Source organism: Azospirillum sp. VT-I1, from assembly GCF_055698305.1.
The window spans coordinates 568,890-592,866 of record NZ_CP168806.1 but is presented as its reverse complement, the minus strand read 5'-3'; the positions used below and the strand labels follow the sequence as shown (position 1 = coordinate 592,866).

The 23,977-nt window shown below is 67.5% G+C and carries 21 protein-coding genes; 16 read left to right on the top strand and 5 right to left on the bottom strand.

All coding sequences use genetic code 11. The annotated features are described in order from the left end of the window. The first annotated feature begins 40 nt into the window (after window positions 1-40). Window positions 41-1,438 (top strand): PhoX family protein, encoded by a 1,398-nt coding sequence (locus tag AB8P05_RS31195; RefSeq protein ID WP_472762013.1) that lies wholly within the window; start codon window positions 41-43, stop codon window positions 1,436-1,438. Window positions 1,439-1,492: 54 nt separating this feature from the next. Here AB8P05_RS31195 and putA read toward each other — a convergent pair whose 3' ends face one another. From putA to AB8P05_RS31180, 3 genes are all read right to left on the bottom strand, one after another. Next, complete coding sequence (gene putA, locus AB8P05_RS31190; protein ID WP_472761832.1) at window positions 1,493-5,215, bottom strand: trifunctional transcriptional regulator/proline dehydrogenase/L-glutamate gamma-semialdehyde dehydrogenase; 3,723 nt, start codon at window positions 5,213-5,215, stop codon at window positions 1,493-1,495. A 371-nt stretch (window positions 5,216-5,586) separates the two neighbouring features. After that, window positions 5,587-6,201 carry a metal-dependent hydrolase gene (locus AB8P05_RS31185; protein WP_455175897.1) on the bottom strand — a complete coding sequence of 205 codons (615 nt, stop codon included), beginning with the start codon at window positions 6,199-6,201 and terminating at the stop codon, window positions 5,587-5,589. A gap of 196 nt (window positions 6,202-6,397) precedes the next feature. Next, a complete protein-coding gene (locus AB8P05_RS31180; RefSeq protein WP_472761831.1) occupies window positions 6,398-6,985 on the bottom strand; it encodes a DUF1003 domain-containing protein in 588 nt (195 codons plus the stop codon). 160 nt (window positions 6,986-7,145) lie between these two features. Here AB8P05_RS31180 and AB8P05_RS31175 point away from each other — a divergent pair, with 160 nt between their 5' ends. The 7 genes from AB8P05_RS31175 to AB8P05_RS31145 all read left to right on the top strand — a co-directional run bounded on the left by AB8P05_RS31175 (window position 7,146) and on the right by AB8P05_RS31145 (window position 13,751). Next, the gene (locus tag AB8P05_RS31175; protein ID WP_455175895.1) at window positions 7,146-7,445 is read left to right on the top strand and encodes a hypothetical protein; all 300 of its coding nucleotides are present in this window, start codon (window positions 7,146-7,148) and stop codon (window positions 7,443-7,445) included. 399 nt (window positions 7,446-7,844) lie between these two features. Further along, on the top strand, window positions 7,845-9,185 hold the full coding sequence (locus AB8P05_RS31170; RefSeq protein ID WP_472761830.1) for a glycosyltransferase family 87 protein: 1,341 nt from the start codon (window positions 7,845-7,847) through the stop codon (window positions 9,183-9,185). Window positions 9,186-9,284: 99 nt separating this feature from the next. Then, entirely contained in the window at window positions 9,285-9,902 is a 618-nt protein-coding gene (locus AB8P05_RS31165) for a hemerythrin domain-containing protein (RefSeq protein WP_472761829.1), read from the top strand. A 101-nt stretch (window positions 9,903-10,003) separates the two neighbouring features. Beyond that, a complete protein-coding gene (locus AB8P05_RS31160) occupies window positions 10,004-11,176 on the top strand; it encodes a zinc-dependent alcohol dehydrogenase (RefSeq protein ID WP_472761828.1) in 1,173 nt (390 codons plus the stop codon). 9 nt (window positions 11,177-11,185) lie between these two features. Continuing rightward, window positions 11,186-11,740 (top strand): cyclase dehydrase, encoded by a 555-nt coding sequence (locus tag AB8P05_RS31155; protein WP_472761827.1) that lies wholly within the window; start codon window positions 11,186-11,188, stop codon window positions 11,738-11,740. A 5-nt stretch (window positions 11,741-11,745) separates the two neighbouring features. Then, window positions 11,746-13,251 (top strand): nitrilase-related carbon-nitrogen hydrolase, encoded by a 1,506-nt coding sequence (locus AB8P05_RS31150; RefSeq protein ID WP_472761826.1) that lies wholly within the window; start codon window positions 11,746-11,748, stop codon window positions 13,249-13,251. Continuing rightward, window positions 13,248-13,751, top strand: coding sequence for a DprA-like winged helix domain-containing protein (locus AB8P05_RS31145; protein ID WP_472761825.1), 504 nt, complete (start codon window positions 13,248-13,250; stop codon window positions 13,749-13,751). The genes AB8P05_RS31150 and AB8P05_RS31145 overlap by 4 nt, the downstream gene beginning before the upstream one ends. Before the next feature lie 31 nt (window positions 13,752-13,782). Here the strand turns inward: AB8P05_RS31145 and AB8P05_RS31140 are convergent, their stop codons facing one another. After that, window positions 13,783-14,202: a hypothetical protein gene (locus tag AB8P05_RS31140; RefSeq protein ID WP_472761824.1), complete on the bottom strand. Its 420-nt coding sequence runs from the start codon at window positions 14,200-14,202 to the stop codon at window positions 13,783-13,785. Window positions 14,203-14,435: 233 nt separating this feature from the next. Here AB8P05_RS31140 and AB8P05_RS31135 point away from each other — a divergent pair, with 233 nt between their 5' ends. Then, a complete protein-coding gene (locus AB8P05_RS31135; protein ID WP_472761823.1) occupies window positions 14,436-15,530 on the top strand; it encodes a mechanosensitive ion channel family protein in 1,095 nt (364 codons plus the stop codon). Between the two features lie 33 nt (window positions 15,531-15,563). Here the strand turns inward: AB8P05_RS31135 and AB8P05_RS31130 are convergent, their stop codons facing one another. After that, entirely contained in the window at window positions 15,564-16,874 is a 1,311-nt protein-coding gene (locus tag AB8P05_RS31130) for an MFS transporter (RefSeq protein ID WP_472761822.1), read from the bottom strand. A gap of 182 nt (window positions 16,875-17,056) precedes the next feature. Between AB8P05_RS31130 and cyoA the strand changes: the two genes are divergently transcribed. The 7 genes from cyoA (at window position 17,057) to AB8P05_RS31095 (ending at window position 23,971) form a co-directional block, all read left to right on the top strand. After that, window positions 17,057-18,166: a ubiquinol oxidase subunit II gene (cyoA, locus tag AB8P05_RS31125; RefSeq protein WP_472761821.1), complete on the top strand. Its 1,110-nt coding sequence runs from the start codon at window positions 17,057-17,059 to the stop codon at window positions 18,164-18,166. 14 nt (window positions 18,167-18,180) lie between these two features. Then, window positions 18,181-20,178: a cytochrome o ubiquinol oxidase subunit I gene (gene cyoB, locus AB8P05_RS31120; protein WP_472761820.1), complete on the top strand. Its 1,998-nt coding sequence runs from the start codon at window positions 18,181-18,183 to the stop codon at window positions 20,176-20,178. A 24-nt stretch (window positions 20,179-20,202) separates the two neighbouring features. Continuing rightward, window positions 20,203-20,841 carry a cytochrome o ubiquinol oxidase subunit III gene (gene cyoC / locus AB8P05_RS31115; RefSeq protein WP_044553647.1) on the top strand — a complete coding sequence of 213 codons (639 nt, stop codon included), beginning with the start codon at window positions 20,203-20,205 and terminating at the stop codon, window positions 20,839-20,841. Then, the gene (gene cyoD, locus AB8P05_RS31110) at window positions 20,838-21,269 is read left to right on the top strand and encodes a cytochrome o ubiquinol oxidase subunit IV (RefSeq protein WP_472761819.1); all 432 of its coding nucleotides are present in this window, start codon (window positions 20,838-20,840) and stop codon (window positions 21,267-21,269) included. Before cyoC ends, cyoD begins: the two co-directional genes overlap by 4 nt. Continuing rightward, window positions 21,266-22,036 carry an SURF1 family protein gene (locus AB8P05_RS31105; RefSeq protein ID WP_472761818.1) on the top strand — a complete coding sequence of 257 codons (771 nt, stop codon included), beginning with the start codon at window positions 21,266-21,268 and terminating at the stop codon, window positions 22,034-22,036. Before cyoD ends, AB8P05_RS31105 begins: the two co-directional genes overlap by 4 nt. A gap of 104 nt (window positions 22,037-22,140) precedes the next feature. Next, window positions 22,141-23,418 (top strand): ATP-binding protein, encoded by a 1,278-nt coding sequence (locus AB8P05_RS31100; RefSeq protein WP_455175881.1) that lies wholly within the window; start codon window positions 22,141-22,143, stop codon window positions 23,416-23,418. Continuing rightward, window positions 23,405-23,971 (top strand): response regulator transcription factor, encoded by a 567-nt coding sequence (locus AB8P05_RS31095; protein WP_455175880.1) that lies wholly within the window; start codon window positions 23,405-23,407, stop codon window positions 23,969-23,971. Before AB8P05_RS31100 ends, AB8P05_RS31095 begins: the two co-directional genes overlap by 14 nt. Window positions 23,972-23,977: the final 6 nt, after the last annotated feature.

Below are 23,977 nucleotides of genomic sequence, written 5' to 3'. Positions count from 1 at the left end.
CAAGTGGACCTATGATCCCGCCTCCAAGTACAACCGCCGCATCACCGGCGAGACCGAGTGCGCCATCTCCGGCCCCGCCGCCGGCCATGATCTGATGAAGACCTCCTACGACCCGACCGGGACCAAGGTCCGCGGCATGCTGAACAACTGCGCCGGCGGCATGTCGCCGTGGGGCACCTGGCTGACGACGGAAGAGAACTTCAACGGCTATTTCTGGTCGGATGAGGAAAAGCCCAAGGGCGACCGCTACGGCGTGCCCGGCAAGTGGTACAACTGGGGCGTCTATCACGACCGTTTCAACGTCGCCAAGGAACCCAACGAAGCCAACCGCTTCGGCTGGATCGTCGAAATCGACCCCTACGACCCGACCTTCACCCCGATCAAGCGCACGGCGCTGGGCCGCTTCAAGCATGAGGCCTGCTCCATCGCCGTCAACAAGGACGGGCGGGTGGTCGCCTACATGGGCGACGACGAGCGGTTCGATTACGTCTACAAATTCGTCTCGGCCAAGAAGTATGTCGAAGGCGACCGCGCCCACAACATGACGCTGCTGGACGACGGCGTGCTGCACGTCGCCCGTTACAACGCCGACGGGTCGCTGGAATGGCTGCCGCTGGTGCATGGCCAGAACGGCCTGACCGCCGACGCCGGCTTCAAGGATCAGGGCGAAGTGCTGATCAAGGCGCGTCTCGCCGCCGACAAGCTGGGCGCCACAAAGATGGACCGCCCGGAAGACGTCGAGGTCAACCCGAAGACCGGCGCCATCTACGTCATGCTGACCAACAACTCCCGCCGCAAGGCCGAACAGGTGGACGCCGCCAACGACCGCGCGGGCAACCTGTGGGGCCAGGTGGTGGAAATGATGCCGCCGGACGGCGACCACGCCGCCACCAAGTTCACCTGGAGCATTCTGCTCAAGGGCGGCAATCCCAAGGACGGCGAGGTGGGGGCGATGTTCAACCCCGCCACCTCCGACAATGGCTGGTTCTCCTGCCCCGACAATTGCGCCATTGATCACCAGGGGCGGCTGTGGATCACCACCGACCAGGGCGAAGGCTGGTTCAAGGCGTCGGGCAAGGCCGACGGCGTTTACGCGGTGGAGACCGAAGGCGCACTGCGCGGCAAATCGATGATGTTCTTCCGCGTGCCGGTGGGGGCGGAAATGTGCGGGCCGGAATTCGCGCCCGACGACAAGACCCTGTTCGTCGCGGTGCAGCACCCGGCCACCGACGGTGTCGAGCTTTACAAGCCGTTCGGCCGCAAGTCGACCTTTGAAGACCCGGCGACCCGTTGGCCTGACTTCAAGCCCAACATGCCGCCGCGCCCGTCCGTCGTCGCCATCACCAAGCAGGACGCCGGCGTGATCGGGTCAAGGCACCGTCGCTTTCCCTCTTCCTCTGGGGAGAGGGAAAGCGACGGGTTGCTCCTCAAGGCGTGAGCATATGCCAGCGGTCATCGATGATGACCGCTGGCATGACTTATTGGACCGTCCTCAGCTCATCGCCACCAGGCTGGCGTTGCCGCCGGCCGCCGTGGTGTTGGTGCTGAGCGAGCGCTCGTTCATCAGCCAGGCAATCTCCACCCCCTCGCCGCCGGCCGGCACGCCCTGGGTCAGGACGATGGGGCCGGGCAGTTCGGCGATGCGGCGGCTGGCGGCCAGCAGGCGGGCGGCGTCACCCTCCACCAGCGCGCCGGCCAAGGTGCCGAAGGACAGCCAGTTCGCGCTCACCCGGACCCGGGCGGCGAGTTCCGCCGGCAGGCTGGCGAGACGGGCGGTCACCGCGCCGTCGCCATCCACCACCACCTCGTTTCCGGTGGCGAGCGCCGCCCCCAGCAGCCGGTACAGCCCGTCCTCCGTCTGCGGCAGCAGCAGGATGCGACCGCGCGGGATCAGGCTGTAGACGTTGCTCTCACCCACCGGGCCGGCCAGTTCGACGCTGCCGCCGACGGGAGAGCGCTTCGCCAGCGTCCGTACGTCGGTGGCGATCTCCGCCTTGCCCTGGTCGGCCAGCCAGCCGGCGAGGGCGTGGGCCGGCGCACGTACGGCGTCGCTGCCGCGCAACCCCAGCTCCAGAGACGGACGTACGGACAGCAGGCGCGACAGGTACAGCGGGCCGCCGGCCTTGGGACCGGTGCCGGACAGGCCATGGCCGCCGAAGGGCTGTACGCCCACCACTGCGCCGATGGTGTTGCGATTGACGTACAGGTTGCCGGCCTCGATCCGGCTGGTCACCCGGTCGATGGTAGCATCGATGCGGGTGTGCAGGCCGAAGGTCAGGCCATAGCCGGTGCCGTTGATGGCGTCGATCAACCGGTCCAGATCGTCGCGGCGGAAGCGCAGCACATGCAGGACCGGGCCGAACACCTCGCGCTCCAGGTCGGCGATGCCGTCGATCTCGATGATCGTCGGAGCGACGAAGGTGCCGTTGGCGGTCTCCGCCGGCAGCGGCAGCGACTCCACCCGGCGGCCCTTGGCCCGCATCGCCTCGATGTGGCGCGTGATGCCGTCGCGGGCCTCCGCGGTGATGACCGGGCCGACGTCGATGGCCAGCCGGTCGGGGCTGCCGATGCGCAGCTCCCGCATCGCGCCCTTCAGCATGGTCAGCGTGCGGTCCGCCACATCCTCCTGCAGGCAGAGGATGCGCAGAGCCGAGCAGCGCTGGCCGGCACTGTCGAAGGCCGACGCGATCACGTCGCCCACCACCTGTTCGGCCAAAGCCGACGAGTCGACGATCATGGCGTTCTGGCCGCCGGTCTCGGCGATCAGCGGGATCGGCGCGCCTTCCGGCGACAGGCGTTCGGCCAGCTGGCGCTGGATCAGGCGGGCGACTTCGGTGGAGCCGGTGAACATCACCGCGCGGGTGCCAGCATGGCCAACCAGGGCGGCGCCGACCTCGCCTGCGCCGGGCAGAAGCTGGACCGCGCCGGTGGGGACGCCGGCGGCGTGCAGGATGCGCACGGCCTCGGCGGCGACCAGCGGGGTTTCCTCCGCCGGCTTGGCCAGCACCGGGTTGCCGGCGGCCAGCGCCGCGGCGACCTGACCGGAGAAGATGGCGAGCGGGAAGTTCCAGGGGCTGATGCAGACCACCGGCCCCAGCGGCAGATGGGTGTCGTTGTTGAAGCCGTCGCGCACCTGGGCACCGTAGTAGCGCAGGAAGTCGATGGCCTCGCGCACCTCGGCGATGGCGTTGGCGGTGGACTTGCCGGCCTCGCGGATGATGAGCCCCAGCAAGGTCGGCATGCGCGCCTGCATCATGTCGGCGGCACGGAACAGGCAGGCGGCGCGCTGGGCCGGCGGGGTGGCCGCCCAGACCGGTGCCGCCGCTTCGGCGAACAGGAAGGCGTCGGCGATCTCGGCCGGCGTGGCTTCCACGCAGTGGCCGACCACGTCGCGGTGGTCCGCCGGGTTCAGCACCGGCTGGGCAGCTCCGCGGCGCTCGCCGTCCGCCAGCAGCGGGGCGGCGGTCCAGGCGACGGCGGCGCTGTCGCGCAGCGCGGCGGACAGGTCGGCCAGCGTGGTCTCGTTCGACAGGTCGAGGCCGGCGGAGTTCGCCCGCTCCGCCCCGTAGAGGTCCTTGGGCAGGGCGATCAGCGGGTTCTTCTCGCCCACCGGCAGGGCGGCACGGGCCTGAGCCACCGGGTCGGCGACCAGATCGTCAATCGACACGCTCTTGTCGGCGATGCGGTTGACGAAGGAGCTGTTGGCGCCGTTCTCCAGCAGGCGGCGGACCAGATAGGCCAGCAGGGTCTCGTGCGTGCCGACCGGGGCATAGACGCGGCAGGGCCGATTCAGCGGACCGACCACCTCCTTGTAGAGCGGCTCGCCCATGCCGTGCAGGCACTGGAACTCGTACTGGCCGACCTTGAACTCTCCGCCGATGTGGGCGGCCATCCGGTAGATGGTGGCCAGCGTCTGGGCATTGTGGGTGGCGAACTGCGGGAACACCGCGTCGGGAGCGCCCAGCAGCCGGCGGGCGCAGGCGACATAGGACACGTCGGTGTGCAGCTTGCGGGTGTAGACCGGGAAATCCTCCAGCCCGTCGACCTGGGCGCGCTTGATCTCGCTGTCCCAATAGGCGCCCTTCACCAGACGCACCATCAGCCGGTGGCCGCTGCGCCGGGCCAGATCGACGATGAAGTCGATGACGTAGGGGCAGCGCTTGCCATAGGCCTGGACGACGAAGCCGATGCCGTTCCAGCCCTTCAGGTCCGGGTCGAAGCACAGCGATTCCAGCAGGTCGAGCGACAGCTCCAGCCGGTCGGCCTCCTCGGCGTCGATGTTCAGGCCGATGTCGTAGCGGCGGGCCAGCCGGGCCAGCTCGGTGACGCGCGGCAGCAGCTCCGCCATCACGCGGTCCGCCTGGGCGCGGGAATAGCGCGGATGCAGGGCCGACAGCTTGATCGAGATGCCGGGGCCGTCATAGATGCCGCGCCCGGCCGACGCCTTGCCGATGGCATGGATCGCCTTTTCATAGTCGGCGTAATAGCGGTCGGCATCGGCGGCGGTCGTCGCCGCCTCCCCCAGCATGTCGTAGGAATAGCGGAAGCCCTCCGCCTCCATCTTGCGGCTGTTGGACAGCGCCTCGTCGATGGTCTGGCCGGTGACGAACTGCTCGCCCATCATCCGCATGGCGAAATCTACGCCGCGGCGGATCAGCGGCTCGCCGCCGCGCAGGATCAGCTTGGTCAGGGCGGACGACAGAGCCTGCTCACCGCCGAAGCCGTCACCCAGCACGCCCGTCACCTTGCCCGTGACCAGCAGCCCCCAGGTCGCGGCGTTCACGAACAGCGACGGGCTGTTGCCGAGATGGGCGCGCCAGTCGCCGCCGGCGATCTTGTCGCGGATCAGCGCGTCGCGGGTGGCGCGGTCGGGAATGCGCAGCAGCGCCTCCGCCAGACACATCAGCGCCACGCCTTCCTGGCTGGACAGGCTGTATTCGTGGATCAGCCCCTCCACCCCGCGCCCCTGCGGCTTGGCACGCAGGGCCGCAATCAGCGACCGCGCGGTCTGGGCCGCCGCCGCGGTCACCTCGGCCGGCAGGGTCGCCTGCTCCACCAGCCACGCCACGCAGTCCGGCTCCGGCCGGCGATAGGCGGCGGTGATCGCCTGACGCAGCGGACTGGCCGGACGGACGACGGGGGCGAAGGCGGCGAAGGGGCCGGTGCCGCTGGAGAAGGACGGCTCGGAGGCGGGGGCAACGCTCGGGTCGATCATCTGGTTCATCGCGTGGCTGGCTCGGGTCGGGGGCTTGGGGCGGAAGCGTGGGAAAACTCATGGCCGGCGCTGCGCAATGGCCGGTCCGATGCCTGTCAGGCTAACCGATTTTCCCGGATCCTTGCCATCTGGTATTTTGCCGATTTTTCCGATGTTAATCCTGTATGAATAGGTCATAACAGAACTTAATTTGGGTTCTGCGGCAAAATCTCAGAACATATTGGCGGTTTGACGCCATAGGCTGGGCGCATCCGCACTCAGACCGAACAAAGTTCGGACAGCATGCGCGCTTCACCGCGAATCCATCGAGAATGGCAGGGTAAATCGGAGTTTTATCGGCGACGTGGCGAAAGCGCCCGAACGGGCGGCGCTCAGCCCTTCAGCGGCTTCGTGCGGCTGCTTTCCGGCGGCTTGCGCACGGGAACAGGGGGCGCGGACTTCTCGCCGCCCTCCCCCAGATAGGTCTGGGCCGCGGCGACGACGGAGCGCCAGGGGCGTTCCAGCGGGAACTGCGGCCAGCCGCCGGCGAACAGGCCGGAAATCATCCAGCCCGCCATCAGCGTCACCGCCAGCTGTTCGGAAAAGCCGCCGGTCTTCAGCACCGGCAGGGCGAAGTTGCGCCGCCGCTTGATCGGCCACAGCAGCGGCAGCCCGGCCGGCGTCAGCAGGTCACCGGCCAGATGGGTGAGGTAACCGACGATGAAGGGGATCAGCAGGTGTTGGTAGGCCGCATGCTCATGCAGAACCCACAGGCATCCGGCAATGGCGAGCGCCGAATGGGTGACGCCGCGATGTCCGAAGATGTTGGAGACCGCGGTGGACAGCGGCTTCACCATCTGTCCCAGAGTCGATTTCGGATGATCGATGTCCGGCGCCAGCGCCCCCAGAATCGCCGCGCCGAAGGCGACCGGGTCGAAGGCCATCCCGTACCGGCTCGACAGGTAGAACCAGGTGGCGCCACCGACGATTATGTGAGAGGACGCCATCACCGTCGGTCACCGGGGGCCTTAAGCTGGTCTCTGTCGGGACGTGGTCTGTGCCAAGCCCGAAATGGGGGTAGCGTGACCTTAGGCTATTCTTCGCCTCCAGAACAATATCGCAAGCAGGACGGAGGGATTCCCTAAACGCATAACCTCCATGCGTTCGGCAACGGTGGGTTGCCGGATGGCTCCGCGACGACCGTCATTTCCGCTCGGTCTCCGCCCGGGTGGCCTCGATCTCGTCCAGCACGGCATCGGGAGCGACGTCCTGCCGGATGACGTCCAGCTCCGCGTCGACCTCCGTCTTCACCCCCAGATGGTCGGCGATGGAAGAGACCAGCGTCACCAGCCGCGTCACCTCATGTTCGGCCAGCAGGCTGATCTGCAGGTCCAGGTCGGCACGCTTGTCCGACACCGCGGCCATGCGGTTCTGGCTGATGAGGACGAAGGTGGACAGGAAGATCGCCTCGACCGACGCGATCATCGCCAGCACGACGAAAGACGGATCCCACGGTCTGACGACCGGGATCCAACCCAGATTGATCAGGATCCAGCCGCCGAACAGCAGCAGGTGCAGATAGACGAAGCGCAGGCTGCCGGTAAAGCTGGTGATGCGGTCGGCGATGCGGTCCTGCAGCGTGGCCTCCACCTCCTCCCGCTTGCGGCGGGCCTGAAGCGCCTGGATGTTGCGCTCCAGCACAGCGCTGAGGCCGGGGGTCTGGGGTGGCGGATAGGTGGGTGGGCCGCCGCTGCGCCCGGCGCCGGCTGCGGTGTGCGAAGGATTTGCCATCGTGTTGGTCTCCAGACTCGGGGGCGGCCATCCAGGCCTGCCGCCCTCCGACAACCACGGCCCCGGATGGTCGTTCCGGCCCCACGCCGTCCGGCCATGTCCGGAACTCCCGACCGGACGGCATGTTGGCCGAAGGGCGAACACCAACCGGGAGGACAGCATGGAAAACGACACGGATAAGGATCGCGACCGGCAGGTCTCCAACGCCGACAGCCCAAATCCGGGCGCCCAGGGCGGCGGGCCCGTCACCCCCGGCCGGGCCGGCCAGGGCATGGGCGTGGGGACCGGCAGCGCCGACGAGTTGCCGCACACCGTCGGCGGCGGCCCTTCCACCACCGTCACCGTCGGCGAGGGCACCGGGCAGCGCCGCGACCTGCCCGACCAGCACGCCGCCCCGCCGACACCCAAGGACAATGCCGGCAAGCGCCCGCGCAACCGGGAGGAAGGCAAGCCGGGTTGACCGGCATCCGGTACCGGCGAGCGCACGGCACAGGCTATCAGGCGCTCGCCGGCTATTCCCGCCCGCGGCCATCCTCTCCGACGGGGTTCGAACTCATCCAGCCTGGAAGCGGCCTTGTAATGGGATACCGCAGCAGATGAGTGGACACTAAGTCCGATGTGGTCGAACCATCACCCAAGATGGCTCGGACACACGGAAATGTATCGTCAACGCAATGGCATTAATCCTGCCCACAACCGGTGGGACATGTTCCAAAAGACAGCCTCCTGACCTAGCCTTTCGCCCCGAACGTCCAACGCTGCGAAGCGTCGATGAACAGACGATCAAAGATCGGGAGCGACGGGAATGGATGCTGGTGGGTACCAGGACTTTGGCAGAGCAGATGCCAGGAATCGACTGATGCCGGCAGTCACAATCACGTCAGTATTCCTGCTCCTCATCATCCTATTGTTCGATATCGTCCTGAAGCCGTTTCTCGACTCCACCAGCCTGACAGAATGTTCGATCTCCGATGTCCTCCAGTTGATCTTCGTCGGTTCGCCCGCCCGGCTTCCGCTGGATTCCTGGGAACCGATGATGAAGGCCTTCGACTGGCTGCATCAGCATCTCGGGGAGAATGTCTATGAGGCGATCTTCTTCGTCGAGCATGTGAAGTTCCAGTATCCGCTGACCTCCCTTCTCCCGATGGAGGCGATGGCGTCGGTCGGCCTGCTGCACCTTCGGGTCTACACCCTGGTCAACCTCATCCTCACCTGCGTCACGGCACTCGGCATGGGCGTTCTCATGCTGGATCTGGCGGCTCGGCTTGGACTGTCCGGCCCGTCCGATACACCGTCCGCGCGTCTGAAGCTGGCCGGCCTCGGCGTGCTTGCGACACTGGGTTTCTTCCCGGTGGCGAAGGCATTCTCGGTCGGCCAGATCCAGGTCTGGCTGAACGCGGCGTTCGTCCTGTCGGCCGTCTTTTACGCCCGTAACCGCCGCTGGGCGGTCGGCATGCTGCTGGGCCTGTCGACGCTGATCAAGCCGCAGATGTCGCTGTTCCTGCTGTGGGCGCTGCTGCGCAAGGAATGGCGGATCGCCGGGGGCTGGGCGGTCGTCGTGGCGGTCGGCGGCACGGTGACGGCGATGCTGTACGGGGTGAAGCCGATGCTGACTTATCTGGACGTCCTGTCCTTCATCGGCGCCCATGGCGAGGGCTACTATTCCAACCAGACGCTGAACGGGCTTCTGAACCGGCTGCTCCACAACGGCAACAACGTGCAATGGCTGGGCGACGCCTTCGCCCCGCACCATCCGCTGGTTTATTGGGCAACCCTGTCCTCCGGTCTGCTGTTCATCGGCTTCGGCCTGCTGTGGCGCCGGCACGACGACAGCGGCAACGGGATCCTGTCCTTCGCGATGGCCGGCATATGCTTCACGGTCGGATCGCCGGTCGCCTGGATCCATCATTTCGGCATTCTGCTGCCCGCCTTCGCCATCGCCTTCCTTGCCGTGGCGGGGACTGCGGCGGAATGGCCGCGGGCGGCGAAGCGCAATTTCCAACTGCTCGGCGTCGCCTTCCTTCTCACCGCCGTCGACGCCTTCAAGCCGGCGAACGCCTTGGCGGACACGCCGTTCAACATCCTGCAGTCCTACATGTTCTTCGGCACGCTGATCCTCATGACGGTGCTGTGGCGTGTGGCGGCACCGGTTCGCCAGGGCCGGCCGCTATCGTTCCCGCAGGCGGCGCTGCCGGGCTGACGCGCTCCCGGGCCGCCCGGCGGAACGCCGGGGCTCACGCACCTGTTGGTGGAGCAGACGTATCAACCGTCAGGCCAACCGGCAGGAAGGAGCCCAGACATGCCACGCTACACGCCACGCTATCCGGACACAGGTCATTCGCATGAGGACGGCACGGGCTGGCTGTCGGCCCGCGGGCTGGCGATGATGGCCGGCGGAGCGGCGCTGGCCCTGGTGGCGAGCCGGTTGCTGCCGCCGGTGGTGGCGCAGCTGGCCGGCACTGCCCGCCATGCCGCCGGCCGCGACGGCATCGACGCGCTGATCGACGACCACCGCCACATCCAGGCGCTGCTGGTGGAGATCGTGCAGACGCCCATCGACGCGCCCACCCGCCGCACGCAGCTGCTGCTCCGCCTGAAGCGCCGGCTCGCCGCCCACGCCATGGCGGAGGAGGACGTCGTCTATCCCCTGCTGCACGACCAGGCGCGGAAGGAGGAGGACGCCAAGCACCTCTACGGCGAACATGCCGAGATCAAGATGCATCTCTTCACGCTGGAACAGACGCCGAAGGACGATCCGCACTGGCTGGCCGTGGCGCTCGACCTGAAGCGCATCGTCGACGGCCATATCCGGCAGGAGGAGGAGATCGACTTCCCCGCCCTGCGCAACAGCATGGACGACCGCCAGACCGCCGTCATGTCCGGCGGCGTCGCCCGCGAAAAGGCGCTGATCCTCTGACTTTCCCCTTAAGGCGCTAGGCCGGCGAGTAACGGAACGCTCCGTCCGCCGGCCCTGTTGCCAAATGGCGACCAACAGGCAGCCGATAAGGGAAGAATTCCATGAGAGCACTGGTCTGGCACGGCGCCAACGACATCCGCTGCGACACGGTCCCGGATCCGGAGATCGAGCATCCGCGCGATGCCATCGTCAAGGTGACGACCTGCGCTATCTGCGGGTCCGATCTTCACCTGCACAATCATTTCATGCCGGGCATGGAGAAGGGCGACATCGTCGGCCACGAATTCATGGGCGAGGTGATGGAGGTCGGGGCGGAGGCCAAGGGCGCGCTGAAGGTCGGCGAACGGGTGGTGGTGCCCTTCACCATCTGGTGCGGCGAATGCGACCAGTGCAAGCGCGGCAACTATTCGGTCTGCGAACGCTCCAACCGCAACAAGGCGCTGGCCGACAAGGTGTTCGGCCACACCACCGCCGGGCTGTTCGGCTACACCCACCTGACCGGCGGCTATGCCGGCGGGCAAGCCGAATATGTGCGGGTGCCGATGGCCGACCGCACCCACATCAAGATCCCCAGCGGGCTGACCGACGAGCAGGTGCTGTTCCTGGGTGACATCTTCCCCACCGGCTGGCAGGCCGCGGCGCAGTGCGACATCCAGCCGGACGACACGGTGGCGATCTGGGGCTGCGGCCCGGTCGGGCAGATGACGATCCGCAGCGCCATCCTGCTGGGCGCCAAACAGGTCATCGCCATCGACCGCGTGCCGGAACGGCTGGCGATGGCCAAGGCCGGCGGCGCCATCACCATCAATTTCGAAGAGGAAAGCGTCGTCGAACGGCTGAACGAGCTGACCGGCGGCAAGGGTCCGGAGAAATGCATCGACGCCGTCGGCATGGAGGCGCACGCCACCGCCACGCTCGACAGCATGATGGACCGCGCCAAGCAGGCGCTGATGCTGGAATCGGACCGCGCCCATGTGCTGCGCGAGATGATCTATGTCTGCCGCCCGGCCGGCACGCTGTCGATCCCCGGCGTCTATGGCGGGCTGATCGACAAGCTGCCCTTCGGCATGTCGATGAACAAGGGCCTGACCTGGCGCATGGGCCAGACCCACGTCAACCGCTGGACCGACGACCTGCTGAACCGCATCCAGGAAGGACAGATCGACCCGTCCTTCGTCATCACCCACACCGTTCCGCTCGATCAGGGCCCCGAGATGTACAAGACCTTCCGCGACAAGCGGGACGGCTGCATCAAGGTGGTCCTCAAGCCCTGAGGTGACGACATGGCCTATTACAACCGCTCCTCGACCGGAGATACCCTCGCCCGCGGGCTGGGCTGGTTCAGCATCGGCCTCGGTGTCGCCGAACTGATGGCCGGCCGCAGCATCGCCCGCTGGATGGGGATGGAGGACAAGACCAACCTGATCCGCGCCTATGGCGTGCGGGAGATCACCACCGGCGTCGGCCTGCTGGCTCTCGGCGATCCCAAGCCCTGGATCTGGAGCCGCATCGCCGGCGACGCCGTCGACATGGCGACGCTCGCCGCCGGGATGCAGGACAATCCCCGCGCCGGCAATGCCCGCATCGCCTTCGGCGCGGTGGTGGCGGCGACGGCGCTGGACGTGGTCTGCGCCCAGAAGCTGTACCAGGAGGAAGCCTATTACCGCAGCCTGCCGGTGCCGGACTACAGCGACCGCAGCGGCTTTCCCCGTTCGATCTCCGCCATGCGCGGTTCAGCCAGCGACGCCCCCATCGGCGAGGACATGCGGACGCCGAAGATCCTGCAGTTCCAGCCGGCCCAGAGCCAGGTCGCCCAAAGCCAGACGGCAAGCCCCTGACGCACATGCATCCCGCCGACCTGTTCATGGCCTTATGGCGCCGGCTGCAGGAGCATCGCGACGAGGTCCGCATCCTTGCCCAGGGGCTGGAGGCGGACCATGCGCGGGCCGGCCGTCTGGCCGGCGAGGCGGCAGGGCAGTTTCGGCAGGGGGCTGCCGCACTGGAGGCGTGGGTCGGGGACGGAACGGACCTGGAGCGCGTGCTGGCGGCGGCGCAGGCCATCGACGGGTGGTTCGCGCCGCTGGCCTCCCGCCATGACGTCCATGCCGAGGATCCGCTCCCGGCCGACCGGCTGGAGGCGCGCCGCCGCTTGACCCGCGACGGCCGCTTCAACGCCGATCCGGCTGACGGCCAGCTGATCCTGCGCCCCGGCCTGCTGGAGCGCGCCATGAACATCCGGGAGACGGCACCGCCGGGCGCCGATCCGGAGGCTTTCGACCCCGTCGACCTGTTCGCCGCCCTGCTGGCGGTGCCGCCCAGCCTGACCATCGAGGCGGAGCGCAAGGGCGACCCCGACCGCCGCATCGCCGTCGAATACCGCCGCATCGCCGCCGTGTCCGACCAGAGCCCGAGCGATCCCGCCTGGACGCCGGTCATCGGCGTCGTTCCCCTGGCGGAGGCGGAGGAAGACCTCGCCATCCACCAGTTCCGCCGCGACGGCGAGGACTGGTACGACCCCATCGCGCGCGAGCTTGGCCGCCGCGCCGCCGACGCCATCGCCGGGCTGGCGGAGCGCGGGGCGAACTTCGTGCTGTTCCCGGAGGTTTCCGTCACGGCCGGCACGCTGGACGCGATCCGGCAGGCGCTGCGAGCCCAGGCGGTGGATGGGCCGATCCGCTACGCCCTGGTCGGCGTGAAGGAGGAGGCGGAGAGCGGTGGACGGCCGCGCAACCGGGCATTGCTGCTCGACCGCTGTGGCACGGTGATCGCCGGCCAGACCAAGCTGCATTGCTGGGACCTGGACAGCGACCAGTGCCGCTCCTACGACCTGCGCGACCGCAACGGGCGGCTGCTGGACTGCGCGCGCGAGGATATCGAGACCGGCGACCGCTTCACCCTGTTCGAGCTGCCGGACCTCGGCCGGCTCGCCGTCGCCATCTGCGAGGATCTGGGGCGCTCGGAGCCCAGCGCCTGGATCGCATCGGGCATGATGGTGGACTGGCTGGTCACCCCGGTGATGGACAGCGGCCTGACCACCGAGCGCTGGCAGGCGAAGGAAGGCGGCGCCTCGTCGCGCGCCGGATACTGCCGGGTGATCGTCGCCAACAGCATGGCGCTGTCGCACCGCTTCAACCGCTACTGCCGCAGCAATGGCGAAGAGGACAAGATCATCGAGGAGTGCGGCGTCGCCCTGCTGTTCCAGCCGCGGGCCAGCCAAGCCAGCGCGCCACGCATCCGATGCCTGACCCTGCCGCTGGCCGACCCGTCCCCCGGCTTTGTCTGCGCCGGCTGGACGCCCGGCCGCTGGCCCGCCCTGCCCGATCCCGAACAGGAGGAGTGCAGCGAATGAGCGCACTGGAGCCGGCGCTGCGGTCGCTGACCGACGCGCTGCTGGAGGCCGTCGGGCGGCGGGACTGGGCGGTGGCGGATGCCGAGCTGGAAACGCTGGCGCAAGAAGCCGTCGCCGCCATGGTGGCGAACCGGACCGAGGACCTCGCCACGCTCGCCCGGCTGGTGGCGCGCTGCCACACCGCTCTGTCGCTGACCGAAGAGTTGGACGGCGAGGCGATGCACCGGCTGGGACAATTGCGGGTGCTGGCGCTGACGATCGCCGCCGCCCGCGCCCGCACCCCGCCCCGCCCGGCCGATGCGCTCCGCGCCCCCGGCACGCCGGCCGCCACGGTCCTGTCGGCGCTGGGCTCCGGCCCGCAGACCTGCCCCGCTCTGGTCGAGGCCACCGGACTGGCGGCGGAGGAGGTGGGAAGCGCCCTGCCGGAACTGCGCGCCGCCGGCCTCGTCCGCTCCTGGCCGGCGGGACGGCTGATGGTCAACGCGCTGCGGTCCGGCTGACCTGATCGACTTGGCCTCAATCCACCGGGCCTCAATCCACCTGGAACGTGTTCCGCAGCGTCCCGTCGGCGTTGACCATCTGGTAGCGGCCGTCGGGCAGCCGGTAGATCTCCATGCATTGCTGGCGGGGATCCGCGTCCAGCATCAGGCAATAGCGGTCGCCCGAGACCGTCCAGCGCCCGTATTCGTTGCCCTTGGCACCGGAAATGACGATCGACCCATCCTTGGAAAACCGGTTCATGTAGGACTTGCCGCGCGGGTTGACGATGCTCAGCGTGTGGCCGCCCAGCAGCGTGGAGACCTCCGGCCCGGTCAGGCGCTGGGCGCCCGGCTTGCGGAAGTCGGGTTCGATCCCGGCGCAGGCGGACAGCCCCGCCAGAAGGGCCAGCGCGGCGAGCGGCAGCCGCTTGCGCATCGGCGCCGGAATGGTCGCGCGGGGGAAAGCTTGCATCGGTCTGGTCGCCTTGTCCGGTTGTCGCATCCTGCAAGATTGGCGGCGCGGTCCCTGCCGACAAGCGTTGCCTCCTCCGGCCAGGGCCTTCCCCCGACGCTTTATACCCGGCGGGCGGGCCGGCACCCGGATGGCACGGCGGCCCGAACCAAATCCCGGCCGGCATGTTCTTAACCGGGATGACGGCCGGGGGCGCCACGCCCCCTCTCCTTATCACGGATCAGCAGGAACCGATGGACTCTCCGATCTCTCCCACGGTCGCCGCCTTCCTGGCGCCGGTCTTCGCCGTGACCATCGCGATTGCCGTTCACGAAGTGGTGTGGCGGGTGTTGCAGCGGCTGTTCCGCCCGACCAACGCACCGGTGCTGAGCCGGGTCGTCACGGCCGGCCGCACCGCCACCCGTTTCGCGGTGATCTTCGCCGCCCTTCTCGCCTCGGTGCCGGCGCTGCCGCTGCCCTCCGGCGCCATGGAGATGCTGGCCCGCGCCGTCGGCATCTGCTTCATCGGCGCGCTGGGCTGGGCCATCGCCGGCAAGGTCGGGGCGGTGTTCGACGCCTATCTGGACCGCAGCGGCCCGAACGAACGCGGATTTGAATGGCGACGGCGGCGGACCAAGCTGACGGTGTTCCGGCGGCTGGCCCTGCTGACCGTCATGGGCATCACCGCCGGCTTCATGTTGATGACCGTGCCGCTGGTGCGGACCATCGGCATCAGCCTGTTCGCCTCGGCCGGCGTCGCCGGCATCGTGCTGGGCATCGCCGCCCGGCCGACCATCGCCAACCTGATCGCCGGCATCCAGATCGCCTTGACCCAGCCGATCCGAATCGGCGACTCGGTGGTGGTCGAGGGCGAGTGGGGCAACATCGACGAGATCACCTCGACCTATGTCGTCGTCCGCATCTGGGACGACCGGAGGCTGATCGTTCCGCTGGGGTATTTCCTGGAGAAGCCCTTCCAGAACTGGACCCGCGACGCGCCGAACATCCTGGGCTCGGTGATGCTGTATGTCGATTACTCGGTGCCGATCCCGGCGCTGCGCGACCATCTGCGGAAGGTGCTGGACAGCACCAGCCTGTGGGACAAGCGGGTATGGAACCTGCAGGTCACCGACCTGAAGGAGCACACGATGGAGCTTCGCGCCCTGGTCAGCGCCCCCGACGCCGGCACGGCCTGGGACCTGCGCTGCCTCGTGCGCGAGGAGATGATCCGCTTCCTGACGGAACAGTATCCGGGATCGCTGCCGCGCGAACGGCTGGATCTGGCGCGGCCAGCACCCGGATCCGCCGGCGGGCGGCTGGTGCCCATGGAGGCTGACGGGCAGGCCTGAGCCCGCCCGTTGCCACTCAGCTGGCCGTCCCCGTCACGAGGACAGGGTCTTGTTGATCCGCAGCGCCACCAGCGTGCAGACCGCACCCGACAGCAGGTAGAGGCCGGACGCGACCAGCCCGAACTGGCTGGACAGGTACAGCGCCACGAAGGGTGCAAAGCCCGCCCCGAACAGCCACGCCAGATCGGAGGTCATGGCCGAGCCGGTGTAGCGGTACTGCTGGCTGAAGCCGGACGCCACCGATCCCGACGACTGGCCGAAGGACAGGCCGAGGATGATGAAGCCGACCACCATGAACACCGCCTCGCCGGTCTGCCCGGCGTCGAGCAGCAGGGGTGCGAAGCCGCTGAACACCGCGATGGCGGCGGCGCAGCTGCCCAGCAGGGTCCGCCGCCCGACCCGGTCGGCGATGTAGCCGGAGGCGACGATGGCGGCGATGCCGAAGGCGGCGGCGATCACCTCGATCACCAGGAAGGTCCCGGTCTCGTGCTGCGCGTTCAGGAAGATCCAGGACAGCGGGAAGACGGTGACCATGTGGAACAGGGCGAAGCTGGCCAGCGGCGCGAAGGCGCCGATCACCACGCGCTTGCCCTCCATCTGCAGCGTCTCCACCACCGGGGCGGGCTGCAGTTCGCGGTTCCGGAACAGCCGCTCGAACTCCGGCGTCTGGACCAGACGCAGCCGGGCGAACAGCGCCACCACGTTGATGGCGAAGGCGACGAAGAAGGGATAGCGCCAGCCCCAGGCGAAGAAATCCTCCGCCGACAGGCTGTTGACCATGTAGGCGAACAGGCCGCTCGCCACGATCAGGCCGATGGGCGCGCCCAGCTGCGGGATCATCGCATACCAGCCACGCTTGTTCTCCGGCGCGTTCATCGCCAGAAGCGAGGCCAAGCCGTCCCAGGTGCCGCCCAGCGCCACGCCCTGCCCGATGCGGGACAGCGCCAGCAACCAGGCGGATGCGACGCCGATCGCCTCATATCCCGGCAGGAAGGCCAGCGCCACCGTCGACCCGCCCAGCAGGAACAGGGCGATGGTCAGCTTCGCGCTGCGCCCGTAATTGTCGTCGATGGCCATGAAGATGAAGGTGCCGATCGGCCGCGCGACGAAGGCCAGCGCGAAGATGGCAAAAGACCAAAGCGTGCCTGTCAGCGGATCGACATAGGGAAACACCAGCTTCGGGAAGACGATCACGGAAGCAATGGCGTAAACGAAGAAGTCGAAGAACTCGGATGTTCGGCCGATGATAACGCCGATGGCGATTTCTCCGGGGTTAACCCCGTGATGCCGCGCGTTCACCAGCCTCGCATCCCGTTCGAACGCCGCGGTAGATGAATTCATCATGTCGGCTCCGGCTGCGTTATTTCGCTTGCGATGATCCGTAGATCATACAATATGTCACCGCAACATTCGGTGACCTGTCAAGCGCGCAGGAGTCGGGGCATTGGACAAATTGTCCAATGTCGCCGCTGGGGCATGGACGCTAGCTGTCTCCCCAAAGCAAACCTTATGATACAGGTCCTGCCTTGAGCCGTTATCGCGCAATCGCCCTGCTGCCAGTGATGGCGGCGTTGAGTGGCTGCAACCTGGTCGTGCTGAACCCGGCCGGCGACGTTGCCAGCCAGCAGGGAGACCTTGTGGTCATCTCCACCCTGCTGATGCTGCTGATCATCGTCCCGGTCATGGCGCTTACCGTGCTGTTCGCCTGGCGTTACCGTCAGTCCAATAACACGGCCCGCTACGAACCGGACTGGGACCATTCGACGCAGCTCGAACTGGTGATCTGGGCAGCCCCGCTGCTGATCATCATCTGCCTGGGGGCCATCACCTGGGTCACCACCCACAAGCTCGACCCCTACCGTCCGCTCGACCGCATCGCGGCCGACAAGCCCCTGCCGGCCGGCGTGAAGCCGCTGGAGGTGCAGGTGGTGGCGCTCGACTGGAAATGGCTGTTCGTCTATCCCGAATACGGCATCGCGTCCGTGAACGAGATGGCGGCGCCGGTGGACCGGCCGATCCGCTTCAGCCTCACCGCCTCGACGGTGATGAACTCCTTCTACGTTCCGGCGCTGGCGGGCATGATCTACGCCATGCCGGGCATGGAGACGAAGCTCCACGCCGTGATCAACGAGCCGGGGACCTACAAGGGCTTCTCGTCCAACTACAGCGGTGCGGGCTTCTCGCACATGCGCTTCGCCTTCCACGGCCTGTCGGACCAGGATTTCGACGGCTGGGTGGCCAAGGTGAAGTCGGCGGCCAACCCGCTCGACCGCAACGCCTACATCGCGCTTGAAAAGCCGAGCGAGGCGGTCCCGGTCCAGCATTTCGGCACCGTCGATCCGAAGCTGTTCAGCGCCGTCGTCAACATGTGCGTGCGTCCCGGCACCATGTGCATGAGCGACATGGCCGCCATCGACCGTGCGGGCGGGCTGAACGCCGGCGGCATGGCCGTTGCCAACGCCATCCTGCGCGGCAACACGCTGACCGGCTTCCCGGACACGCAGCCGACCGGCCTGTGCACCGTCGCCGAGGCGGTCGAAGCCGCCGCAAACTCGGGCGCCGTGCAGCGCCCCATCGTCACGCCGATCAGCGCGTCCGCCTCCCAGGCCGGGCCGCAGCGGCTGGCCAATCCCTGATTGGGCACACCGGCATGCTAGAGACACTGTCGACCTTCCTGTTCGGGCGCCTCAGCCTGAACTCCTTCCCCTATCACGAGCCGATCGTGGTCGCGACCTTCTTCGCGGTCATGCTCGGCGGCATCGCGCTGGTCGCGGCCCTCAGCTACTTCAAGCTGTGGGGCTACCTGTGGCGGGAGTGGTTCACCACCGTCGACCACAAGCGCATCGGCATCATGTACATGATCCTGGGCCTCATCATGCTGCTGCGCGGCTTCGCCGACGCCATCATGATGCGCGCCCAGCAGGCCATCGCCTTCAACGGCAGCGAGGGCTACCTCAACGCCCATCACTACGATCAGGTCTTCACCGCCCACGGTGTGATCATGATCTTCTTCGTCGCCATGCCGCTGGTGACGGGCCTGATGAACTATGTCGTGCCGCTGCAGATCGGCGCGCGCGACGTGTCCTTCCCGTTCCTGAACAATTTCAGCTTCTGGATGACCGTCGGCGGCGCCGTGCTGATCATGGCCTCACTGTTCGTGGGCGAGTTCGCGCGCACCGGCTGGCTGGCCTATCCGCCGCTGTCGGGGATCGAGGCCAGTCCCGACGTCGGGGTCGATTACTACATCTGGGCCTTGCAGGTGGCGGGCGTCGGAACGACGCTGTCGGGCATCAACCTGATCTGCACGATCGTGAAGATGCGCGCCCCCGGCATGACCATGATGAAGATGCCGGTCTTCACCTGGACCTCGCTCTGCACCAACGTCCTGATCGTCGCCTCCTTCCCGGTCCTGACCGCCGTGCTGGTCCTGCTGTCGCTTGACCGCTATGTCGGCACCCATTTCTTCACGAGCGACATGGGCGGCAACCCCATGATGTACGTGAACCTGATCTGGATCTGGGGCCACCCGGAAGTCTACATCCTGATCCTGCCCTGCTTCGGCATCTTCTCGGAGGTGACCTCCACCTTCTGCGGCAAGAGGCTGTTCGGCTACACCTCGATGGTCTACGCGACCGTCGTCATCACCATCCTGTCCTACCTGGTGTGGCTGCACCACTTCTTCACCATGGGCTCCGGCGCCAGCGTGAACTCGTTCTTCGGCATCACGACGATGATCATCTCGATCCCGACGGGTGCGAAGATCTTCAACTGGCTGTTCACCATGTACCGCGGCCGCATCCGGTTCGAGCTGCCGATGATGTGGACGGTCGCCTTCATGCTGACTTTCGTGATCGGCGGCATGACCGGCGTGCTGCTGGCGGTTCCGCCGGCCGACTTCGTGCTGCACAACAGCCTGTTCCTGATCGCCCACTTCCACAACGTCATCATCGGCGGCGTGCTCTTCGGCCTGTTCGCCGGCATCTACTACTGGTGGCCCAAGGCCTTCGGCTTCCGCCTGGATCCGTTCTGGGGCAAGGTGTCCTTCTGGTTCTGGGTGATCGGCTTCTACGTCGCCTTCATGCCGCTCTACGTCCTGGGCCTGATGGGCGTCACCCGCCGCCTGCGCGTGTTCGAGGACCCGTCGCTGCAGATCTGGTTCCAGATCGCCGCGGTCGGCGCCGTCCTGATCGCCATCGGCATCGGTGCCTTCCTGGTCCAGATCGCCGTCAGCGTCCTGAAGCGCCGCCAGCTGGTCGACGTCACCGGCGACCCGTGGGACGGCCGTACCCTGGAATGGGCGACCTCCTCGCCGCCTCCGGGCTACAACTTCGCCTTCACGCCGGTGATCCACGACAATGACGCGTGGTGGGACATGAAGAAGCGCGGCTATGCCCGTCCGCTGGACGGCTACCGCCCGATCCACATGCCCAGCAACACCGGCACCGGCGTGATCCTGGCCGGCATCAGCACCGTGCTCGGCTTCGCCCTGGTCTGGCATATCTGGTGGCTGGCGGCGCTGAGCTTCATCGGCCTGCTGGTGGTCGCCATCAGCCATACCTTCAACTACAACCGCGACTTCCACATTCCGGTGGAGGAGGTCGTTCGGACCGAGAACGAGCGGACCCGTCTGCTCGCGGGACAGGTGTAAAGCATGACGACGACCGTTGAAGCCATGCATGGCGGTCACGCGGGGCACGATGCCCCGCGCGACGCCACCCCGCCCGTCTTCTATGTGAGGGACGAGCACGCCCACGAAGCCGCCAGCACCGCGCTCGGCTTCTGGATCTACCTGATGAGCGACTGCCTCATCTTCGCGGTCCTGTTCGCGACCTACGGCGTGCTGGGCACCAGCTACGCCGCCGGTCCGACGCCGAAGGAGCTGTTCGACCTGAATCTGGTGGCGCTGAACACGGCGATGCTGCTGTTCTCCTCCATCACCTACGGCTTCGCCATGCTGGCGATGGAGAAGGGCCGCACCGCCCAGACCCAGGGCTGGCTGGTCGTGACGCTGCTGTTCGGCCTCGCCTTCCTCGGCATCGAGCTGTACGAGTTCGCGCACCTGATCCACGAAGGGGCCGGCCCCGGCCGCAGCGCCTTCCTGTCGGCCTTCTTCACCCTGGTCGGCACCCACGGCCTGCACGTCACCTTCGGCTGCATCTGGCTGGTGACGCTGATGGTCCAGGTCGCCCGCCGCGGCCTGATCCCGGCCAACCGCCGGCGCCTGATGTGCCTCAGCATGTTCTGGCACTTCCTGGACGTGATCTGGATCGGTGTCTTCACCTACGTCTATCTGATGGGAGTGCTGCGATGAGCACCCACGCGCACGGCGACCACCACGCCCATCAGGGCCACGGGCATCAGGGCCATGGTCACGGCCACGACGATCATGGCCACGGCCACCCGGAAGGCGCCCACGGCACCTTCGGCAGCTACATGATCGGTTTCGTCCTGTCGGTCATCCTGACGGTCATTCCGTTCTGGCTGGTCATGAACGGCACGCTGGACAAGGAAACCACCACCGTCGTCATCCTGGCGCTGGCCGTGGTCCAGATCGTCGTTCACATGGTGTATTTCCTGCACATGAACGGCCGCGTCGAGGGCGGCTGGTCGATGCTGGCGATGATCTTCACGATCATCGTCGTGGTCATCATGTTCGCCGGTTCGCTGTGGGTGATGTACCACATGAACCACAACATGATGCCCGGCATGAACACCCCGGACATGAGCAAGCTGCCGTGACCGGACAGCCGTCCGCGCCCCGTGCGGGCGGCACGGCCAAGGGGGCCCGCCCGGTCTGGGCGCTGGCCCTCTTCGGCCTTCTGGCGCTGGCCGGCATCGCCGGCCTGACCGCGCTCGGCGTCTGGCAGCTGGAGCGGCGGGCCTGGAAGCTCGACCTGATCGAGCGGGTGGAAACCCGCATCCACGCCTCTCCGGCCCCCGCTCCGGGGCCGGAAGCCTGGCCGGCCGTCTCCGCCGCGTCGGACGAATACCGCCGGGTCGCCGTCACCGGCCGCTTCCTGCACGACCGCGAAACGCTGGTGCAGGCGGTCTCCGACCTCGGCGGCGGATTCTGGCTGCTGACGCCGCTGGTCACCGACCGCGGCTTCACCGTCCTGGTCAACCGCGGCTTCGTGCCCCCGGAAAAGCGCGATCCCGCGACCCGTGCCGAGGGACAGCCGCAGGGCGAGGTGACCGTCGCCGGCCTTCTGCGCGTCACCGAGCCGAAGGGCGGCTTCCTGCGCAGCAACGACCCGGCCGCCGGGCGCTGGTATTCCCGCGACATCGCCGCCATCGCCTCGGCCAAGGGGCTGGAGCGGGCCGCCCCCTATTTCATCGACGCCGACTCCGCCCGCAATCCCGGCGGCTGGCCGGTCGGCGGGTTGACCGTGGTCAGCTTCCCCAACAGCCATCTCGGCTATGCGCTGACCTGGTTCGCGCTGGACCTGATGCTGATCGCCGCCGTCCTGTTCGTGATCCGCAGCGAGATGCGGCGCAGGCGGGCGTAACGCGGGCATAAAGGAAAAGGACGTCCTAAAACTCCCCTCCCGCCGGTAACTCTCTATATAAGTCGGTGGACTGATGAACCGCGGCGAGGAACAGGACGTCTTTCGTGCGTGACACCACCGACCGCAAAAACCTGTTCCTGCTCGTCCAGCTGCGTTGGCTCGCCGTCGTCGGGCAGATCGTGACGATCCTGATCGTCCATCTGCAGATGGGCATCCGGCTGCCGCTGCTGCCGATGGCGGCGGTGATCTTCGTCCTGGTCGCGCTGAACATCGCCAGCCTGATCCACATCCGCCGCAGTTCGGCCGTGTCCAACACACAGCTGTTCCTGGAACTGCTGATCGACGTCTGGGCGCTGACCCTGCAGCTCTATCTCAGCGGCGGCGCGTCCAACCCCTTCATCTCGCTCTATCTTCTTCAGGTGGCGCTGGGTGCCGTGCTGCTGGAGGCATGGTCGGCCTGGGCGCTGGTGCTGGTGGCGACCGCCGGCTTCACCTGGCTGACCGGCACCTACCAGCCGCTTCCCCTGCCCCATGCCCATGAGGGCGAGCTGTTCAGCCTGCACATCCAGGGCATGTTCATCTGCTTCGTGCTGGCGGCGAGCCTGCTGGTCCCCTTCCTCACCCAGATCAACCGCAACCTGCGCGCCCGCGACGCCTATCTGGCCGAACTGCGCCAGCGCTCGATGGAGGAGGCGCACATCGTCCGCATGGGCCTGCTGGCCTCGGGTGCGGCGCACGAGCTGGGCACGCCGCTCGCCACCCTGTCGGTGATCCTCAACGACTGGCGCCGCATGCCATCGCTGAAATCCGACCCCGACCTGGCGGACGAGATGGCGGAGATGCAGAACCAGATCGACCGCTGCAAGGCCATCGTGTCGGGCATCCTGCTGTCGTCCGGCGAGGCGCGCGGCGAGGGCACGGTGCGCACCACGGTGAAGAGCTTCCTCGACGATCTGGTGCAGGACTGGCTGTCCAGCCGCTCCCCCGGCCGGTTCGAGTACGACAACACCGTCGGCCCGCAGGAGCGGATGATCGCCGACCTCGCCCTGAAACAGGTGCTGTTCAACGTGCTGGACAACGCGCTGGAGGCGTCGCCGGGCTGGATCGGCGTCGCAGCGCTGCGGCAGGGTGACAATCTGGTGGTGGCGGTCAACGATTCCGGCCCCGGATTCGATCCCGCCATCCTGGAGGAGCTGGGCAAGCCCTACCGCTCCACCAAGAAGCGGCCGGGCAGCGGGCTCGGCCTGTTCCTGGTGGTCAATGTGCTGCGCAAGCTGGGCGGCACCGTCTCGGCCAAGAACCGGGCCGGCGGCGGCGCCACCGTGACGCTGACCCTGCCGCTGGCCGCCCTGTCGCCGGGAGGCGCCGATGGAGACGACTGAGCAGGAGATGCCCGAGCTGGACGGCGGCCCCCGCACCCTGCTGATCGTCGAGGACGACGCCGCCTTCGCCCGGGCGCTTCGCCGGTCTTTTGAGCGCCGCGGCTACGAGGTGCATGCCTGCGCCGGTCTGGAGGAGATGCGCGAGCTTCTGCAGACGATGCAGCCCGACTTTGCCGTGGTCGACCTGAAGCTCGCCACCGGCTCCGGCCTGGAATGCGTGAAGGAACTGCACGAGGCGGACGAGGACACCCGCATCGTCGTGCTGACCGGCTTCGCCAGCATCGCCACGGCGGTTGAGGCGATCAAGCTCGGCGCCTGCCACTATCTGGCCAAGCCGTCCAACACCGACGACATCGAGGCGGCGTTCGACCGCACCGAAGGCGACACCTCCATCGCCCCCGCCGCCCGCACCACCTCGATCAAGAACCTGGAGTGGGAGCGCATCCACGAAACGCTGGTGGAGACCAACTTCAACATCTCGGAGACGGCGCGGCGGCTGGGCATGCACCGCCGCACGCTGGCCCGCAAGCTGGAGAAGAAGCGGGTGCCGTGAACCGTC

What these genes read in the sequence shown, in the direction of transcription:
- putA (WP_472761832.1), bottom strand. Translation starts at nt 5,215, where the DNA reads ATGATCGACCCGAGCGTTGCCCCCGCCTCCGAGCCGTCCTTCTCCAGC.
- AB8P05_RS31185 (WP_455175897.1), bottom strand. Translation starts at nt 6,201, where the DNA reads ATGGCGTCCTCTCACATAATCGTCGGTGGCGCCACCTGGTTCTACCTG.
- AB8P05_RS31180 (WP_472761831.1), bottom strand. Translation starts at nt 6,985, where the DNA reads ATGGCAAATCCTTCGCACACCGCAGCCGGCGCCGGGCGCAGCGGCGGC.
- AB8P05_RS31175 (WP_455175895.1), top strand. Translation starts at nt 7,146, where the DNA reads ATGGAAAACGACACGGATAAGGATCGCGACCGGCAGGTCTCCAACGCC.
- AB8P05_RS31170 (WP_472761830.1), top strand. Translation starts at nt 7,845, where the DNA reads ATGCCGGCAGTCACAATCACGTCAGTATTCCTGCTCCTCATCATCCTA.
- AB8P05_RS31165 (WP_472761829.1), top strand. Translation starts at nt 9,285, where the DNA reads ATGCCACGCTACACGCCACGCTATCCGGACACAGGTCATTCGCATGAG.
- AB8P05_RS31160 (WP_472761828.1), top strand. Translation starts at nt 10,004, where the DNA reads ATGAGAGCACTGGTCTGGCACGGCGCCAACGACATCCGCTGCGACACG.
- AB8P05_RS31155 (WP_472761827.1), top strand. Translation starts at nt 11,186, where the DNA reads ATGGCCTATTACAACCGCTCCTCGACCGGAGATACCCTCGCCCGCGGG.
- AB8P05_RS31150 (WP_472761826.1), top strand. Translation starts at nt 11,746, where the DNA reads ATGCATCCCGCCGACCTGTTCATGGCCTTATGGCGCCGGCTGCAGGAG.
- AB8P05_RS31145 (WP_472761825.1), top strand. Translation starts at nt 13,248, where the DNA reads ATGAGCGCACTGGAGCCGGCGCTGCGGTCGCTGACCGACGCGCTGCTG.
- AB8P05_RS31140 (WP_472761824.1), bottom strand. Translation starts at nt 14,202, where the DNA reads ATGCAAGCTTTCCCCCGCGCGACCATTCCGGCGCCGATGCGCAAGCGG.
- AB8P05_RS31135 (WP_472761823.1), top strand. Translation starts at nt 14,436, where the DNA reads ATGGACTCTCCGATCTCTCCCACGGTCGCCGCCTTCCTGGCGCCGGTC.
- AB8P05_RS31130 (WP_472761822.1), bottom strand. Translation starts at nt 16,874, where the DNA reads ATGATGAATTCATCTACCGCGGCGTTCGAACGGGATGCGAGGCTGGTG.
- cyoB (WP_472761820.1), top strand. Translation starts at nt 18,181, where the DNA reads ATGCTAGAGACACTGTCGACCTTCCTGTTCGGGCGCCTCAGCCTGAAC.
- cyoC (WP_044553647.1), top strand. Translation starts at nt 20,203, where the DNA reads ATGCATGGCGGTCACGCGGGGCACGATGCCCCGCGCGACGCCACCCCG.
- cyoD (WP_472761819.1), top strand. Translation starts at nt 20,838, where the DNA reads ATGAGCACCCACGCGCACGGCGACCACCACGCCCATCAGGGCCACGGG.
- AB8P05_RS31095 (WP_455175880.1), top strand. Translation starts at nt 23,405, where the DNA reads ATGGAGACGACTGAGCAGGAGATGCCCGAGCTGGACGGCGGCCCCCGC.